Consider the following 15,146-nt stretch of genomic DNA (forward strand, 5'->3'; position numbering starts at 1 on the left):
CACGCGCCCCAGAAAAACGCTGGGCTGGCAAACACCGGCAGAGGCTCTCGACCGGCTGCTCAAACAGGATATGATAGAAGGTGTTGCGACGACCGCTTGAATCCGCCCAATACTGCTCCGTCGACTATCAGGCCGAGCTTCGAAAGCGCAGCATCCTGATCTCGATGAGCGGCAAGGGGAACTGCTACGACAACTCGATGGCTTTACGTCGGGAAAACAGTCCATTGGACTGCTTTCTGATCCTCCTCACATTCTTCAAGACCATCAAGTCGGAGCTGATCTGGCCGGTCGCCTGGCAAACGCGCCAGCAAGCCAAAACCGCCATCGCCAGATACATCGACGGGTTCTATAACCCCGTCAGGCGGTACTCATCGCTCGGCTTCCTGAGCCCCATCGCATTCGAGCGCAGGGCACGAGAAGCGAGCTAAACGCTCTCCACCAAAACCGGGCAAGTCCATTCAAGACATGGCTAATTTTCTTGCATCATTTTCTGCAAAGGGCCGGTCTGCGGGCCGCCCTTTCGCATGCCGCCGGCGGCGCGCGCCTGGCCGTGCCGAGCAGATGGCGCAGATCCTCGCGCGTCAGCCCGATATCCTCGATCAGCCGGTCATCGGTGCGGCTCAGAAGAAAGGACATCGACCGGCGCCGGGCATGGAGCGCCAGCCAGCGCGCCAGCAGCACACGGGGGAAACGGAAAAGCATGGCAACCTTCGGGGTGGACCGAGGGCAGTTTCCGCCCCATGCTGTCATCATACAAGAGAATAGTTCTTATGTTGGATATCTACTGAATTGATAGGTCAAGACACCGATGCTCGACAGTGATCTGATGCGTGGCTTTCTGGCGGTGGCCGAAGCAGGCAGCGTCACCCGTGGCGCGGCGCGGCTGGGGCGGACGCAATCGGCCGTCAGCATGCAGATCCGCCGGCTGGAAGAGGTGCTGGGCCAGCCATTGTTCGAGCGCCTGCCGCGCGGGGTGGTGCTGACCGAGCGCGGCGCGCAGCTTCTGCCCTATGCGCGGCGGGTGGTCGATCTGCTGGCCGAGGCAGGCCAGGCGCTGCGCGAACGCCCGCTTGCCGGCCCCGTGCGCGTGGGGATCCCTGAAGAATACAGCGAACGTCTGCTGCCCGCGGCGCTGGCGGCTTTCGCGGCGCGTCATCCCGGTGTCGAGGTGAGCGTGCGGGTCGATTATTCCGCGCCGCAGCTTGCCGCGCTGGCCGACGGCGCGATCGATCTGGCGGTGACCTTCGCCTCGGGGCAAGAGGGACCCGGAGAGGTGCTGGGGGTCGATCCGACGGTCTGGGTGACTTCGGCGGTGCATGGCCAGCATCTGCGCCGGCCGCTGCCGATCGCGGCGTTCTTCCGGTCGGACTGGTGCCGGGATTACGCCGAAGGCTCGTTGCGGCGCCAGGGGATCCGCTACCGCGTGGCTTGGGAATGCGACACGGCTGGCGGGATGGAGCAGGCGGTGCGGGCCGGTCTTGCCGTGGCGCCCCTGGCGCGGTCGGCGCTGCCCGAGGGCTGCCGGGAACTGACCGCCGAGGACGGATTTCCGCCGATCGACGCCACCGCGATCGTCTTGCATCGCGCCCCCGGAGGCGGCGCATCCGAGGCGGTCGCCGGCATGGCCGAGATGCTGCGCGCGGCCTTTCGCCCGCTGACCGCGCAGGGGGGCACGGCATGAGCTTCGCGGCGATGATCGGCACGCCCACGGGCGCGGTGGAACTGCATGCGGACGGCGGCGCGATCACCGGGTTGCGCTGGGTCGCGGCGGGGATTTCGGCACGCCCCGGAACCGGGGCGGAGGCCGACGCGACGGCGGGGGCGGAGGCCCGGCTGCTGGCCGAGGCCGGGCGCCAGCTGGGGCAGTATTTCACTGGCGCGCGGCAGGTGTTCGATCTGCCGCTGGCGCCGCGCGGCAACTCCTTTCAGCAGCGCTTCTATGCCGTGTTGTGCGCGATCCCCCACGGTAGGACACGCAGCTATGGCGAGATCGCGAAGGAAATGGGGGTCAGCGCCCAGGCCATCGGCCAGGCCTGCGGCGCCAATCCGATCCCGATCCTGATCCCCTGCCACCGGGTGCTGGGCGCACGGGGCCTGGGCGGCTTCTCGGGCGGGGTCGGCGTCGAGACGAAAGTGGCGCTGTTGCGGCTGGAAGGCGCCGCGGGTCTGCTGATTTAGGCCGCCCCCCCGCGCGCGCTGCGCAGGCGGCTTGCCTGCGCCCCTTCGGCCCGCTAGGAACGCGGGCAAGCCACTCCAGAGGTTCCCGATGCGTCTGTCTCGCTACTTCCTGCCCGTCCTCAAGGAAAACCCCGCCGACGCCCAGATCGTCAGCCACCGCTACATGCTGCGCGCCGGCATGATCAAGCAACAGCAGGCCGGTATCTATTCGTGGCTGCCGCTGGGCCTGCGGGTGCTGCGCAACATCGAACGCATCGTGCATGAGGAACAGCAGCGCGCCGGCCATATCCCGGTGCTGATGCCCACCATGCAGCCCGCCGACCTGTGGCGCGAATCCGGGCGCTATGACGCCTATGGCCCCGAGATGCTGCGCATCCGGGACCGGCACGACCGCGACATGCTGTTCGGGCCCACGAACGAAGAAATGATCACCGACATCTTCCGCGCCCATGTCGAAAGCTACAAGCAGCTGCCGATGACGCTGTATCAGATCCAGTGGAAATTCCGCGACGAGGTCCGCCCCCGGTTCGGCGTGATGCGCGGGCGCGAGTTCCTGATGAAGGACGGCTACAATTTCGACCTCAGCTACGAGGACGCGATGCATGCCTACAACCGCCACATGGTCAGCTACCTGCGCACCTATGAACGCATGGGCCTGCAGGCGATCCCGATGCGCGCCGACAGCGGCCCGATCGGCGGCGACGACACGCATGAATTCCTGGTGCTCGCCTCGACGGGTGAATCGGAGGTGTTCTACGACGCGGCCATCACCGATCTGAAGTTCGGCGACCGCGAGGTCGATTTCCAGGACCGCGCGGCCCTGGCGAAGATCGTCGAGGAATGGACCACCCCCTACGCCCGCACCGACGAGACCCACGATGTCGCCCTGTTCCACAAGATCCCGGCGGAACGGCAGAAGACCAGCCGCGGGATCGAGGTGGGGCAGATCTTCTACTTCGGCACCAAGTATTCGGAACCGATGGGCGCCAAGGTCAACACCCCCGACGGCGAGGTCGCGGTGCATATGGGCAGCCATGGCATCGGCGTCTCGCGTCTGGTCGGCGCAATCATCGAGGCCAGCCACGACGACCGCGGCATCATCTGGCCCGAGGGCGTGACCCCCTTCCATTGCGGCATCGTCAACCTCAAGCAGGGCGACACCGCCACCGACGCGGCCTGCGAGGCACTTTATGCGGGGCTGCGGAAGAAGGGCCTGGATCCGCTCTATGACGACACCGAGGAACGGGCGGGTGCGAAATTCGCCACCATGGATCTGATCGGACTGCCCTGGCGCATCACCGTCGGGCCGCGCGGCCTGAAGGAAGGCAAGGTCGAACTGACCCGCCGCGCGACCGGCGACAGCGAAGAGTTGAGCCCCGACGCCGCCGTCGCGCGGCTGGCCGAGATCTACGCGGGGTTCTGACCACGCCCCGGCCGGCCGCCGCGCGCATGGGGCCGCGCGGCCAAGATGGCAGGGAACCGGCGGGCGGGGCCTTTGCGTTGTCACGCCGGATCCGCGGGGGGCCGGGCCTGCCGGCCCGGGGGGCTGGCGCCGCTGTCCCCGTTGTGCTTTGAAGCCCCGGCCGGGGGCAATGTCCGGCGGGGCTTCTCTTGGCCCCATCGACAGGATAGACGGGGCGGACCCGACGCCCGAGGTACAGAGGTACAGGAGCAGCCGTGGCCAACCGAACCCGCCCCTTCGCCGCCTTTGAATGGATGATCGCCTGGCGCTACCTGCGCGCCCGCCGCGCCGAGGGCGGGGTCAGCGTAATGACCTGGATCAGCCTGATCGGCATCACGCTGGCGGTTTTTGCCCTGGTCGCGACGCTGGCGGTGCGCTCGGGGTATCGTGCGCAATTCGTCGATACCATCCTGGGCGCCAACGCCCATGTCGCGGTCTTTCCCGTGGTACACGAAGGGCCCGAGGGCCGGCTGGTGCGCGAGATCACCGATTACGAAGCCATGGCCCGGCGCATCGCCAAGGTGCCGGGGGTGACCTCGACCTCGCCCCTGATCTACGGGCAGGTCATGGCCGCCGCGAACGGGCGCAACACCGGGGTGCAGGTCTACGGGATCCACTTCGACGATCTCAAGAAGATCCCGCTGATCGACCATCCGCAGAAACACATGGGCGATCTGGCGAACTTCCCCAAGGGAATCGCGATCGGATCGGGCATCGCGCAGGATCTGGGGCTGGTACCCGGCGACACGGTCAAGCTGATCTCGCCCGAGGGCGCCAAGACACCCTTCGGCGTGACCCCGCGCGTCAATGCCTACAAGGTGGAATACATCTTCACCGCCGGGCGCTACGACATCGACCAGACGCGGATCTACATGCCGTTCAAGATGGCGCAGGACTTCTTCAACCGCGACGGCGTGGCCGACCAGATCGAGGTGATGGTCAAACATCCCGAACAGGTCGCGCAGATGGAACCCGCGATCCGCAAGGCGGCGGTGGAGCCGGTCCAGCTTTGGACCTGGAAGGACAGTTCCGGCGCCTTCCTCAAGGCGCTGACGGTCGAGGACAACGTGATGTTCGTGATCCTGTCGATCCTGGTGCTGATCGCCTCTATGAACATCGTGTCGGGGCTGATCATGCTGGTCAAGAACAAGGGCCGCGACATCGGCATCCTGCGCACCATGGGGCTGACCGAGGGGTCTGTCCTGCGGGTGTTCTTCATCTGCGGCGCCTCGACCGGCATCGCGGGCACGGCTTTGGGGGTGATCCTGGGCTGCCTGTTCGCGATCTACATCAACCCGATCTTCTCTTTGGTGAATTACGTCGCCGGCGGCGGCGTCTGGAACCCCGAGATCTATGGCCTCTATCAGCTTCCGGCAAAGCTGGAGTGGCCCGATGTGGTGAAGGCGGCCTCGCTGTCGCTGTCGCTGTCGTTCATCATCACGATCTTTCCCGCCCGGCGCGCGGCGCGGATGAACCCGGTGGAGGCGCTGCGCTATGAATGAGGTCGTGCTGGAACTCGACGCGATCGAGAAGACCTACAACAAGGGCACCCCGGGCGAGGTGGCGGTGCTGCGCGGCGCCTCGCTGCGGCTGCGGCGGGGCGAGGTGGTGGCGATGGTCGCGCCCTCGGGCGCCGGCAAGTCGACGCTGCTGCATATCGCGGGGCTTCTGGACACGCCCGACGCGGGCGCGGTGCGGATCGGCGGGCGCGACATGACCAGCCTGGGCGACCGTGGCCGCACCGAGGTGCGCCGGGCCGAGGTGGGCTTTATCTACCAGTTCCACCACCTGCTGCCGGAATTCAGCGCGCTGGAAAACATCGTGCTGCCGCAGTTGGCCAATGGCGCGGGCCGCGCCGCCGCCGAGACCCGCGCGCGCGAATTGCTGGACACCGTGGGCGTTCTGCCGCGCGCCGATCACCGCCCCGCCGCCCTGTCAGGGGGCGAGCAGCAGCGCGTGGCCTTCTGCCGGGCGCTGGCCAATGCGCCGGCGCTTCTGCTGGCGGACGAGCCGACGGGGAACCTTGACCCCGACACCTCGGATCAGGTGTTCGGCGCGCTGATGGCGCTGGTGCGCGGCACCGGCCTGGCCGCGCTGATCGCCACCCACAACATGGAACTGGCCGCCCGGATGGACCGCGTGTTGCGCCTCGACACGGGCCGGATCGAGGGCTAGGGCACAGCCCGAGCAACGCGCGCGCCTGCCCATGGGTTGCGCACCCGGCACCGTGGGCGGCGCCATTCAAGGCGGCAGGTACCGCGCGAGACCGGCCGCGCGATCGGTCCTTTCGAAGCGCTCGCCCATCGGGCCAGACAGGCGCGCACCCCGCGCCTGAGGGCGCCTACCGGGCGTTCGCGGCTTGGGGGGGCTCACAGCCCCCCCCCCCGGGCAGCCACCTTAACGCCGGTTCCCGCCAAACAGCCGCGACACGTCGCTGAGGATCTTCTGCGCAATATTGCCGCCGCGATCCTCGCCCGCGTTGCCGCCGACGCCGGCATTGCCGTTGGCATCCACCTTCGGCGGCAATCGCGGGGTGGGTTCGGCCATCGGCAGCGGGATGACGGGCGCGTTCTTTTCCTTGTCGATCTTCATCATGATCGCGTGCCAGATCTCGGCCGGAAGGGTGCCGCCGGTGTAATGCCCACGCATCGGGGAATTGTCGTCATTCCCGATCCAGATCCCGGCCACATAGTTCGACGTGAAGCCGATGAACCAGGCGTCGCGCTCGTTCTGCGAGGTGCCGGTCTTGCCCGCGGCTTCCCGGTCGGGCAGCTTGGCGTTACGGCCGGTGCCGCTTTCGACGACCTGATTCATCATGTAGATCAGCGATTTGGCCGCGTCGGGCTTGATCACCTGCTGGCCCGCCCCGCCCGTCTGTCCCATCAGCGGCGTGTTGTCGCCGCGCAGGCTGAGCGAAACCATGCCATAGGGCTTCACCGCCTGGCCGAGGTTCAGGATCCCCGCATAGGCGCCCGTCATGTCCAGCAGCGTCGCGTTCGACACCCCCAGCGCGACCGCGGGCCCCTGGGCCAGTTCGGTGGTCAGGCCCAGCTCTTTCGCGACCTCGCGCACCTTGTCCAGCCCGACCGCGATCGCCACCCGCACCGCCGGCACGTTCAGCGATTTCTTCAGCGCCGTGGTCAGCGTCACCAGGCCCTCGTAATTGCGCTCGTAATTCTTCGGCGACCAGGGCGGAGACCCCGGGCGATGCACCGTCAGCGGCGTGTCCTCGACATAATCCGCCGGCGAATAGCCCTCATCCATCGCCACGGCATAGACGAAGGGCTTGAAGGCCGATCCGGTCTGCCGTTCAGCCTGGACCGCGCGGTTGAAGCCGCCGGGCGGCTCGACCTTTCGCCCGCCGACCATGGCCCGCACCGCCCCGTCGGGGGACATAACCACGACGGCGACCTGAACCTTGGAACCCTTCTTCAGCTTCTTGTCCAGAACCTCGGACACCGCGCTTTCGGCCGCCTTCTGGATCTGCGGATCCATCGTCGTCTTGATAGTCACGTCCTCGGTGGTCTGCGACGACAGGAAGCTGGGCAGGCTGTCCATCACCCAATCGGCGAAATATCCGCCCGCCCGGCTTTCGGCGGCGGTCGACAAGGTCGCGGGATGGGCCTTGGCCTGGGCCTCCTGGGCCAGCGTCAGATAGCCCTGCTGGGTCATCAGGTCGAGCACCACATCGGCCCGTTCCTGCGCCCGCTTGAGGTGGCTGGTCGGCGCGTAATAGGACGGCGCCTTCAGCAGCCCCGCCAGCATCGCCGCCTGCGCCGGGTCCAATTTCTTCGCGGAAATCCCGAAATAGCGCTGCGAGGCAGCCTCGAAACCGCTGGCGCCGGCGCCCAGATAGGCGCGGTTGAGGTAGATCGTCAGGATCTGGTCCTTGGTGTATTTCCATTCCAGCGCGAAGGAATAGGGCACCTCCTGGATCTTGCGCCAGATGGTCGAGCGGCGGCAATCGTCCTGATAGGCCTTCTCGTTCTTCCATTTCGACGGATCGAACGGCTGGCCCAGGCACAGCAGCTTGGAGACCTGCTGGGTGATGGTCGATCCGCCATGGCCCTCGAACGGGCCGCGCCCGTCACGGATGTTGATCAGCATCGCGCCCAGGATGCCGCGCGGCGAAATGCCGAAATCATGCCAGAAGCGCTTGTCCTCGGTCGCCACCACCGCGTCGCGCAGATAGGGCGAGACGTTCTTGGCCGAGATCTGATCATAGGTCAGGCCGCGCCAGGCGAAGGTGTTGCCCTGGTCGTCGATCATGGTCACCGACCCGCGCGAACGCCCGTCAAGCAGCTTCTGCGCCGGCGGCAGCTTGACCACATAGTATGCCGTGGCCAGCGCGATCACGATCGCCACCACCACGCCCAGCCGCCAGCCGATCGCCCAGATCCCGCGCAGGATCGCGCGGATCAGCCGTACCGGCACCATCAGGATGCCGCCACCACGACCACCCCCGCCCGAAGGCCGCCGCGGTGGCCGCCGGCGCGGCGGCTTCGATCCGCCGCCTGCGCCGCCGCCTCCGCCTCCGCCGCCGCGGCGCGGTGCGGTCTTGGTGCCGCGTCTGGGCGTGGATGTGGGGCCGCGTTTCTGCGCGACGGGGCGCCGCTCAGCCACCAGGGGTGGGCGATTGGAAGTTGCGCTCATGTTCTGACCTGCCTGATCGCACAGCCGGGGGCCGCGCCTTGATCCTGTTCACTGCTCCGGGATCTTGGGACCCCCTTGGCGCCAATTTACCCCGCCATGTCCGGAAAGCGAAGACTCGACCAGTCCCGCAGGCGATTCATTTTCGCCCAAAAAACGTACATCTCATCATATTTGTGCAAAAATTGTGCAAAACCAGCAACCTGATCCGGCACAGCGAGTGCTCTTCGGCTTGTTCCACCGCTGCGAAAGCGGCCTTCTTTCGGCGTGGGCTTCCTCTGGCAAGCTGCCAACCGCCAAAAACCGGAAGGGAAAACGACAGTGAAACTGATCATTGCTGCAATCAAGCCGTTCAAGCTCGAGGAGGTCCGTGAGGCGCTGACCACCATCGGCGTGCGCGGCATGATGGTGACGGAAATCAAGGGATTCGGATCGCAATCGGGCCACACGGAAATCTACCGCGGCGCCGAATACGCGGTGAATTTCGTCCCCAAGGTCAAGCTTGAGATCGTCGTGTCCGAAGGGCTGGCCGATCAGGTGGTCGAAACCATCCAGACAACCGCCAAGACCGACAAGATCGGCGACGGCAAGATTTTCGTTCTCGACGTGGCATCGGCAGTGCGCGTGCGGACGGGCGAAACCAACGAAGACGCGCTTTGACGCGGCGGTTCTAGGGAAGAGAGACAGATATGGCGAACACGAAGAAAACCCTGGGCCTGGCGGCGCTGACGACGGCGCTGATGGCCCTGCCTGCCTTTGCGGCCGACGCGCCCAAGCTGAACGCGGGCGATACCGCCTGGATGATGACCTCATCGGCGCTGGTGCTGTTCATGACGCTGCCGGGGCTGGCGCTGTTCTATGGCGGGCTGGTGCGCACCAAGAACATGCTGAGCGTGCTGATGCAATGCGCGCTGATCACCGGCCTGGTGATGGTGCTGTGGACGCTCTACGGCTATTCGGTGGCCTTCGGCGAGACCACGGGCGCGCTGGCGCCCTATTGGGGCGGGCTGGGCAAGGCCTTTTTGCATGGCGTGACGCTGGATTCGCTGTCGGGCACGATCCCCGAATATGTGTTCTTCGTGTTCCAGATGACCTTTGCGGTGATCACTCCCGCGCTGATCATCGGCGCTATCGTCGAGCGCGTGAAGCTGTCGGGCCTGATGCTGTTCGTCGGCCTCTGGGTCACCTTCGTCTACTTCCCGATCGCGCACATGGTCTGGGGCGGCGACGGGCTGTTCTTTGCGATGGGCGCGATGGATTTCGCCGGCGGCACCGTGGTGCATATCAACGCAGGTATCGCGGGCTTCGTCGGCTGCCTGGTGATCGGCAAGCGCATCGGCTTCGGCAAGGAGAACATGGCGCCGCATTCGATGACCATGACGATGATCGGCGCCTCGATCCTGTGGGTCGGCTGGTTCGGCTTCAACGCCGGCTCGGCGTTGGGCGCGAACGGCACCGCGGGTCTTGCGATGATCAACACCTTCATCGCCACCGGCGCGGCGCTGCTGTCGTGGTCGGCGACCGAGGCGCTGGTGCGCGGCAAGGCCTCGATGCTGGGCGCCGCCTCGGGCATCGTCGCGGGGCTGGTCGCGATCACCCCGGCCTGCGGCTTCGTCGGCCCGATCGGCGGCCTGATCCTGGGGCTGGTCGTGTCGCCGATCTGCTTCTTCTTCGTCACCGTGGTGAAATCGAAATTCGGCTATGACGACAGCCTGGATGTCTTCGGCGTGCACTGCATCGGCGGCATCGTCGGCGCGCTGCTCACCGGCATCTTCGCCGCCGCCTCGTTGGGCGGTGTGGGCTATGCCGCGGGCCAGACGATGGGTGGCCAGCTCATGGTTCAGGTCGTGGCCGTGGTCACCACGCTGATCTGGTCGGGCGTGGGGTCGTTCATCTTCTACAAGATCGCGGACGCGGTCTTCGGCATTCGCGTGGACGTCGACAGCGAACGCGAGGGGCTCGACATCACCTCGCATGGCGAAGTGGCCTATCACTACTGATCCGATCCTCGGACCGGACGGAAACGGCGGGGCATTGCCCCGCCGTTTTCATTTCCGCCGCGCGCGCCCGATCCGACCTCTTGAGTGCGCGCCGCGCAATCGCCATATCTTGCCGGCAACGAAAGAGGACACGATGGCGACCCTGAAGACCGGTATCCTGATGGCGGCGCTGACCGCGCTGTTCATGGGCCTCGGCGCCCTGATCGGCGGCACGACCGGCGCGTTGATCGCCCTGGCGGTCGCGGCGGCGATGAACGTCTTCACCTGGTGGAATTCCGACCAGATGGTCCTGCGGATGCACAACGCGCAGGAGGTGAATTCGCGCACCGCGCCAGAGCTTTACGGCCTGGTGCAGCAGCTGTCGCGCAAGGCCGGCCTGCCGATGCCGCGGGTCTATGTGATCGAGACCGCCCAGCCCAACGCCTTCGCCACCGGCCGCTCGCCCGAACACGCCGCCGTCGCCGCCTCGCGCGGGCTGCTGCAAAGCCTGAGCCGAGAGGAACTGGCCGGTGTGCTGGCGCATGAACTGGCGCATATCAAGCACCGCGACACGCTGACGATGACGGTGACCGCGACCTTCGCGGGGGCGATCTCAATGCTGGCGAACTTTGCCTTCTGGTTTCGCACCGATCGCAACAACACGGGGCTGATCGGATCGCTCGCGATGATGATCCTGGCGCCGCTGGCGGCGGGTCTGGTGCAGATGGCGATCAGTCGCGCCCGCGAATACGAGGCCGACCGAGAGGGCGGCGAGATCTGCGGCAACCCACTATGGCTGGCTTCGGCGCTGCACAGGATCGAGGCGTTCGCGGGCGCCAGCGTCAACGATACGGCCGAACGCCACCCGGCGACGGCGCACATGTTCATCATCAACCCGCTTCACGCGTTGCCGAGGGACCGGCTGTTCTCGACCCATCCGGCCACCGAGAACCGGGTCGCGGCGCTGCGCGAACAGGCCGCCCGGATGGGCCGGACCGACGCGCCGCGCGCCCGGCCGCAGCAGAGCACGCCGCGCGGGCCCTGGGGCTGACCGCGGCTGCGGCTGCCTAGGGTCCGGCGCGCGCTTGCCCGCACGCCGTCTCCATCCGGATGAACCGCCAGGGAAGCGCCCCGCCCCAGCGCGTCGCGCCGGCGAAAACGTCGCGGGGCGCGAAGGGCCAGCTTGCCCGGCGCCGCCCGTCATGCCGCCTGATGCTTCGCGGGGCCGGACCGGAGCCACGGGCGATACCGGACCCGGCCGCGACGCGCCGCGGGTGGGGCTAGATCTCCTCGACCATCACCACGCCGTTGAGCGACTTCAGCGCCGAGCGGATCCGCGGCGAGACCGGCAGGTGCTTGCCGACCTCGATTTCCACCTCCTGGCCGTCGGGCGCGTTCAGGCAGAAGCGGATCGGGCCACGCCCGCGCGCGCCCTCGCCGCCGCCCATCTTCTCAAGCACCGCCTTGACCGAACCGGCTGCCTCGGGTGCACCGATATGAACGCGCAGCCCCATTCCGCCCGCATCCGCCACCGCCCCCTCAAGCGGCACCACGCCCCGCCCGCGCGGGTCGAACTGGCCCTCGTTGAACTGCGCCTCTAGCGTCATGATCACCATGTCGGTCTGATCGAAGACCTTGCGCGCGGCATCGAAATCCTCGGGGAACATCACCATCCCCGACACCTGCCCGGTGGGATCCGAGATGTTCATGCGGAAAAACCGCGTGCCCTTGGCCGACTTGCGCTCCTGCAGGCCCGAGACCTTCACACCGACGCGACCCACCGCGCCGCCCTTGCGCTCGGCATCGGCCTGAAGGCCGGCCAGCGTTGGCAGGCCCTTGCGCTTTAGCGCACCGGCGAATTCGTCCAGCGGATGGCCCGACAGATAGAAGCCGATCGCCTGGAATTCCGCCGCCAGCCGGTCCTCGGGCAGCCAGTCGTCGCAGCGCGGCAGGCGCGGCTCGGGCAGGTCCTCGCCCGCCTCGCCGAACAGCGAAACCTGATCCGAGGCCTTCTGTTCATGCACCGCCCCCGAATAGGCCATCAGCGCCTCGAGCCCCTCGAAGACGCGCCGGCGGTTCGGGTCCAGCTGATCGAAGGCCCCGGCCCGCGCCATCATCTCCAGCGGGCGCTTGCCGACCCGCTTCATGTCCACCCGCCGGGCGAAATCGAAGAGGTTGACGAAGGGCTTCTCGCGGCCCTCCACCTTCCGCGCCTCGACCACCAGGCGCATCGCATCAAGGCCCACGTTCTTCAGCGCACCCAGCGCATAGACAAGCTTCTGGTCGACCACGTCGAAACTGGCGAGCGAGCGGTTCACGCAGGGCGGCACGATCTCGATTCCAAGGCCGCGGCGCACTTCCTCGGCATAGATCGCCAGCTTCTCGGTCAGGTGGATATCGCAATTCATGACGCCGGCCATGAATTCCACCGGATGGTTGGCCTTCAGCCAGGCGGTCTGGTAGCTGACCACCGCATAGGCCGCTGCGTGCGACTTGTTGAAGCCGTAGTTGGCGAATTTTTCCAGCAGGTCGAAGACCTCGGTCGCCTTCTTGGCATCGACCCCGTTCTGCTTCGCGCCCTCGACGAATTTGGGCCGCTCGGCGTCCATCGCCTCCTTGATCTTCTTGCCCATCGCGCGGCGCAGAAGGTCGGCGCCGCCAAGCGAATAGCCCGCCATCACCTGGGCGATCTGCATCACCTGCTCCTGATAGACGATGATGCCCTGGGTCTCGGCCAGGATATGGTCGATCGAGGGATGGATCGAGGTGATCTCGCGCTGCCCGTTCTTGACCTCGCAATAGGTGGGGATGTTTTCCATCGGGCCGGGACGGTACAGCGCCACGAGGGCCACGATATCCTCGATGCAGGTGGGCTTCATGCGCCGCAGCGCATCCATCATCCCCGAGCTTTCCACCTGGAACACCGCGACCGTCTTGGCGCTGGTGTAAAGGTCGTAGGTCGGCTTGTCGCCCAGCGGGATCGTGTTGATCTGATCGGCCGTGCCCTCGGGTGGATCGTACAACTGGCGCCCGTCGGGGCCCACATGCAGATGGCGGCCGTTCTTGAGGATCAGATCCACCGCGTTCTGGATCACCGTCAGCGTCTTGAGGCCGAGGAAGTCGAACTTTACCAGCCCCGCCTGTTCCACCCATTTCATGTTGAACTGCGTGGCCGGCATGTCCGAGCGCGGATCCTGGTAAAGCGGCACCAGCCGGTCCAGCGGCCGGTCGCCGATCACCACGCCCGCGGCATGGGTCGAGGCGTTGCGCAAAAGCCCCTCGACCTGCTGGCCGTAGTCAAGCAGGCGCTTGACCACCTCCTCGGTGCGGGCGGCCTCGCGCAGGCGTTCCTCCTGGATCAGCGCCTCCTTGATGGAAACCGGCTTCACCCCCTCGACCGGGATCAGCTTGGACAGCCGGTCGACCTGGCCATAGGGCATCTGCAAGACGCGGCCCACGTCGCGCACCGCGGCCTTTGACAGAAGCGCGCCGAAGGTGATGATCTGGCCCACCTTGTCGCGGCCGTATTTCTCCTGGACGTAGCGGATGGTTTCCTCGCGCCGGTCCATGCAGAAATCGATGTCGAAGTCGGGCATCGAGACCCGTTCGGGGTTCAGGAAGCGTTCGAACAGCAGGCTGTAGCGCAGCGGATCAAGGTCTGTAATGGTCAGCGCATAGGCCACCAGCGAGCCCGCGCCCGAACCCCGCCCCGGCCCGACGGGAATGCCCTGTTCCTTCGACCACTTGATGAAATCGGCCACGATCAGGAAGTAGCCCGGGAAGCCCATCTGCTCGATGATCCCCAGCTCGAACTTCAGCCGCTCCTCGTAGTCCGCGACCGGCACCGCATGGGGGATGACCTTCAGGCGTGCCTCCAGCCCGTCCCAGGCCTGGCGGCGCAGTTCCTCGACCTCGTCATCGGCGAAGCGCGGCAGGATCGGCGCGCGCTTGGGCACCTTGTAGGCGCAGCGCCGCGCGATCTCGACACTGTTCTCGACCGCCTCGGGCAGATCGGCGAACAGGGTCACCATCTCGGCCTCGGACTTCAGGTAATGCTGTGGCGTCAGGCGGCGGCGGGGCTCCTGCTGATCGACATAGGCGCCCTCCTTGATGCACAAGAGCGCGTCATGGGCCTCGTACATCTCCGCCTTGGGAAAGTAGACATCGTTCGTGGCGACCAGCGGCAAGCCCATCGCATAGGCCATCTCGACATGGCCCTTTTCGGTGGCGCGCTCGGCCTCGGTGGGCTGGCCGCCCTCGCCGGGGTGGCGCTGCAATTCGACGTAAAGGCGGTCGGGGTAGATCTCGGCCAGCCGGCGCATCAGCGCCTCGGCCTTTGGGCCCTGGCCGGCCTGCAACAGCTTGCCGATCGGGCCTTCGGGACCGCCGGTCAGGCAGATCAGCCCCTCGGAATGGGCGGCCAGTTCCCCGATCGTGACCTCGGGCAGCGCGCCTTGCTTGTCGAGATAGAGGCACGAGTTCAGCTTCATCAGGTTCTCGTAGCCCCGTTCGGACTGCGCCAGCAGGACAACGGGCGCGGGCGGGCGCGGGCGTTCGCCGGGCTGCGGCGGGTCGTAGGCCAGATCCACCTGACAGCCGACGATCGGCTGCACCCCGACCCCGGCCGCGAGGGTCGAGAATTCCAGCGCGCAGAACATGTTGTTGGTATCGGTCACGGCGATCGCGGGGATGCCTTGCGATTCGCAAAGTTTCACCAGCTTCTTCACCGGCACCGCCCCTTCGAGCAGCGAATATTCGGTGTGAACGCGCAGATGGATGAATCGGGGAGGCTTGGTCATGGCGCAAGCCTACTCAGCGCGCGCGGGAAGGGAAAGCGCCCGCGGCGCGGCCTGGGTCCGCCCCTTTCCCCCTGCGGC

At 66.7% G+C, this 15,146-nt stretch carries 11 protein-coding genes and 1 pseudogene; 9 read left to right on the plus strand and 3 right to left on the minus strand.

The features are described from left to right. Positions 1-104: 104 nt before the first annotated feature. A pseudogene (locus BLV97_RS18130) lies at positions 105-407 on the plus strand (transposase); the annotation flags it as partial. Between the two features lie 76 nt (positions 408-483). Here BLV97_RS18130 and BLV97_RS18135 read toward each other — a convergent pair. After that, a complete protein-coding gene (locus BLV97_RS18135) occupies positions 484-702 on the minus strand; it encodes a hypothetical protein (RefSeq protein WP_035839060.1) in 219 nt (72 codons plus the stop codon). A gap of 106 nt (positions 703-808) precedes the next feature. On the opposite strand from BLV97_RS18135, the gene BLV97_RS18140 reads away from it, so the two are divergent. From BLV97_RS18140 to BLV97_RS18160, 5 genes are all read left to right on the plus strand, one after another. After that, positions 809-1,681, plus strand: coding sequence for a LysR family transcriptional regulator (locus BLV97_RS18140; protein WP_035839062.1), 873 nt, complete (start codon positions 809-811; stop codon positions 1,679-1,681). After that, entirely contained in the window at positions 1,678-2,178 is a 501-nt protein-coding gene (locus BLV97_RS18145; protein WP_244521067.1) for a methylated-DNA--[protein]-cysteine S-methyltransferase, read from the plus strand. The genes BLV97_RS18140 and BLV97_RS18145 overlap by 4 nt, the downstream gene beginning before the upstream one ends. Positions 2,179-2,266: 88 nt before the next feature. Beyond that, on the plus strand, positions 2,267-3,601 hold the full coding sequence (gene proS, locus BLV97_RS18150) for a proline--tRNA ligase (RefSeq protein ID WP_035839073.1): 1,335 nt from the start codon (positions 2,267-2,269) through the stop codon (positions 3,599-3,601). 254 nt (positions 3,602-3,855) lie between these two features. Then, a complete protein-coding gene (locus BLV97_RS18155) occupies positions 3,856-5,142 on the plus strand; it encodes a lipoprotein-releasing ABC transporter permease subunit (protein ID WP_035839076.1) in 1,287 nt (428 codons plus the stop codon). Continuing rightward, positions 5,135-5,815 carry an ABC transporter ATP-binding protein gene (locus BLV97_RS18160; RefSeq protein WP_035839078.1) on the plus strand — a complete coding sequence of 227 codons (681 nt, stop codon included), beginning with the start codon at positions 5,135-5,137 and terminating at the stop codon, positions 5,813-5,815. The genes BLV97_RS18155 and BLV97_RS18160 overlap by 8 nt, the downstream gene beginning before the upstream one ends. Positions 5,816-6,037: 222 nt before the next feature. Here the strand turns inward: BLV97_RS18160 and BLV97_RS18165 are convergent, their stop codons facing one another. Next, on the minus strand, positions 6,038-8,077 hold the full coding sequence (locus tag BLV97_RS18165; protein WP_051645889.1) for a transglycosylase domain-containing protein: 2,040 nt from the start codon (positions 8,075-8,077) through the stop codon (positions 6,038-6,040). Between the two features lie 534 nt (positions 8,078-8,611). Between BLV97_RS18165 and BLV97_RS18170 the strand changes: the two genes are divergently transcribed. The 3 genes from BLV97_RS18170 to htpX all read left to right on the plus strand — a co-directional run bounded on the left by BLV97_RS18170 (position 8,612) and on the right by htpX (position 11,320). Further along, positions 8,612-8,950, plus strand: coding sequence for a P-II family nitrogen regulator (locus tag BLV97_RS18170; RefSeq protein ID WP_035839081.1), 339 nt, complete (start codon positions 8,612-8,614; stop codon positions 8,948-8,950). 29 nt (positions 8,951-8,979) lie between these two features. Then, on the plus strand, positions 8,980-10,290 hold the full coding sequence (locus BLV97_RS18175; RefSeq protein WP_035839085.1) for an ammonium transporter: 1,311 nt from the start codon (positions 8,980-8,982) through the stop codon (positions 10,288-10,290). Between the two features lie 133 nt (positions 10,291-10,423). After that, positions 10,424-11,320, plus strand: a complete 897-nt coding sequence (gene htpX, locus BLV97_RS18180) for a zinc metalloprotease HtpX (RefSeq protein WP_035839088.1) — start codon at positions 10,424-10,426, stop codon at positions 11,318-11,320. A 229-nt stretch (positions 11,321-11,549) separates the two neighbouring features. Here the strand turns inward: htpX and dnaE are convergent, their stop codons facing one another. Continuing rightward, positions 11,550-15,068: a DNA polymerase III subunit alpha gene (gene dnaE, locus BLV97_RS18185; protein ID WP_035839091.1), complete on the minus strand. Its 3,519-nt coding sequence runs from the start codon at positions 15,066-15,068 to the stop codon at positions 11,550-11,552. Positions 15,069-15,146 lie beyond the last annotated feature (78 nt).

It is taken from the genome of Allgaiera indica (assembly GCF_900106675.1).
Taxonomy (GTDB): domain Bacteria; phylum Pseudomonadota; class Alphaproteobacteria; order Rhodobacterales; family Rhodobacteraceae; genus Acidimangrovimonas; species Acidimangrovimonas indica.

Coding starts and splice junctions, on each gene's coding strand:
- BLV97_RS18160 (WP_035839078.1), top strand. CDS start 5,135: ATGAATGAGGTCGTGCTGGAACTCGACGCGATCGAGAAGACCTACAAC.
- BLV97_RS18145 (WP_244521067.1), top strand. CDS start 1,678: ATGAGCTTCGCGGCGATGATCGGCACGCCCACGGGCGCGGTGGAACTG.
- dnaE (WP_035839091.1), bottom strand. CDS start 15,068: ATGACCAAGCCTCCCCGATTCATCCATCTGCGCGTTCACACCGAATAT.
- BLV97_RS18175 (WP_035839085.1), top strand. CDS start 8,980: ATGGCGAACACGAAGAAAACCCTGGGCCTGGCGGCGCTGACGACGGCG.
- BLV97_RS18140 (WP_035839062.1), top strand. CDS start 809: ATGCTCGACAGTGATCTGATGCGTGGCTTTCTGGCGGTGGCCGAAGCA.
- BLV97_RS18135 (WP_035839060.1), bottom strand. CDS start 702: ATGCTTTTCCGTTTCCCCCGTGTGCTGCTGGCGCGCTGGCTGGCGCTC.
- proS (WP_035839073.1), top strand. CDS start 2,267: ATGCGTCTGTCTCGCTACTTCCTGCCCGTCCTCAAGGAAAACCCCGCC.
- BLV97_RS18165 (WP_051645889.1), bottom strand. CDS start 8,077: ATGGTGCCGGTACGGCTGATCCGCGCGATCCTGCGCGGGATCTGGGCG.
- htpX (WP_035839088.1), top strand. CDS start 10,424: ATGGCGACCCTGAAGACCGGTATCCTGATGGCGGCGCTGACCGCGCTG.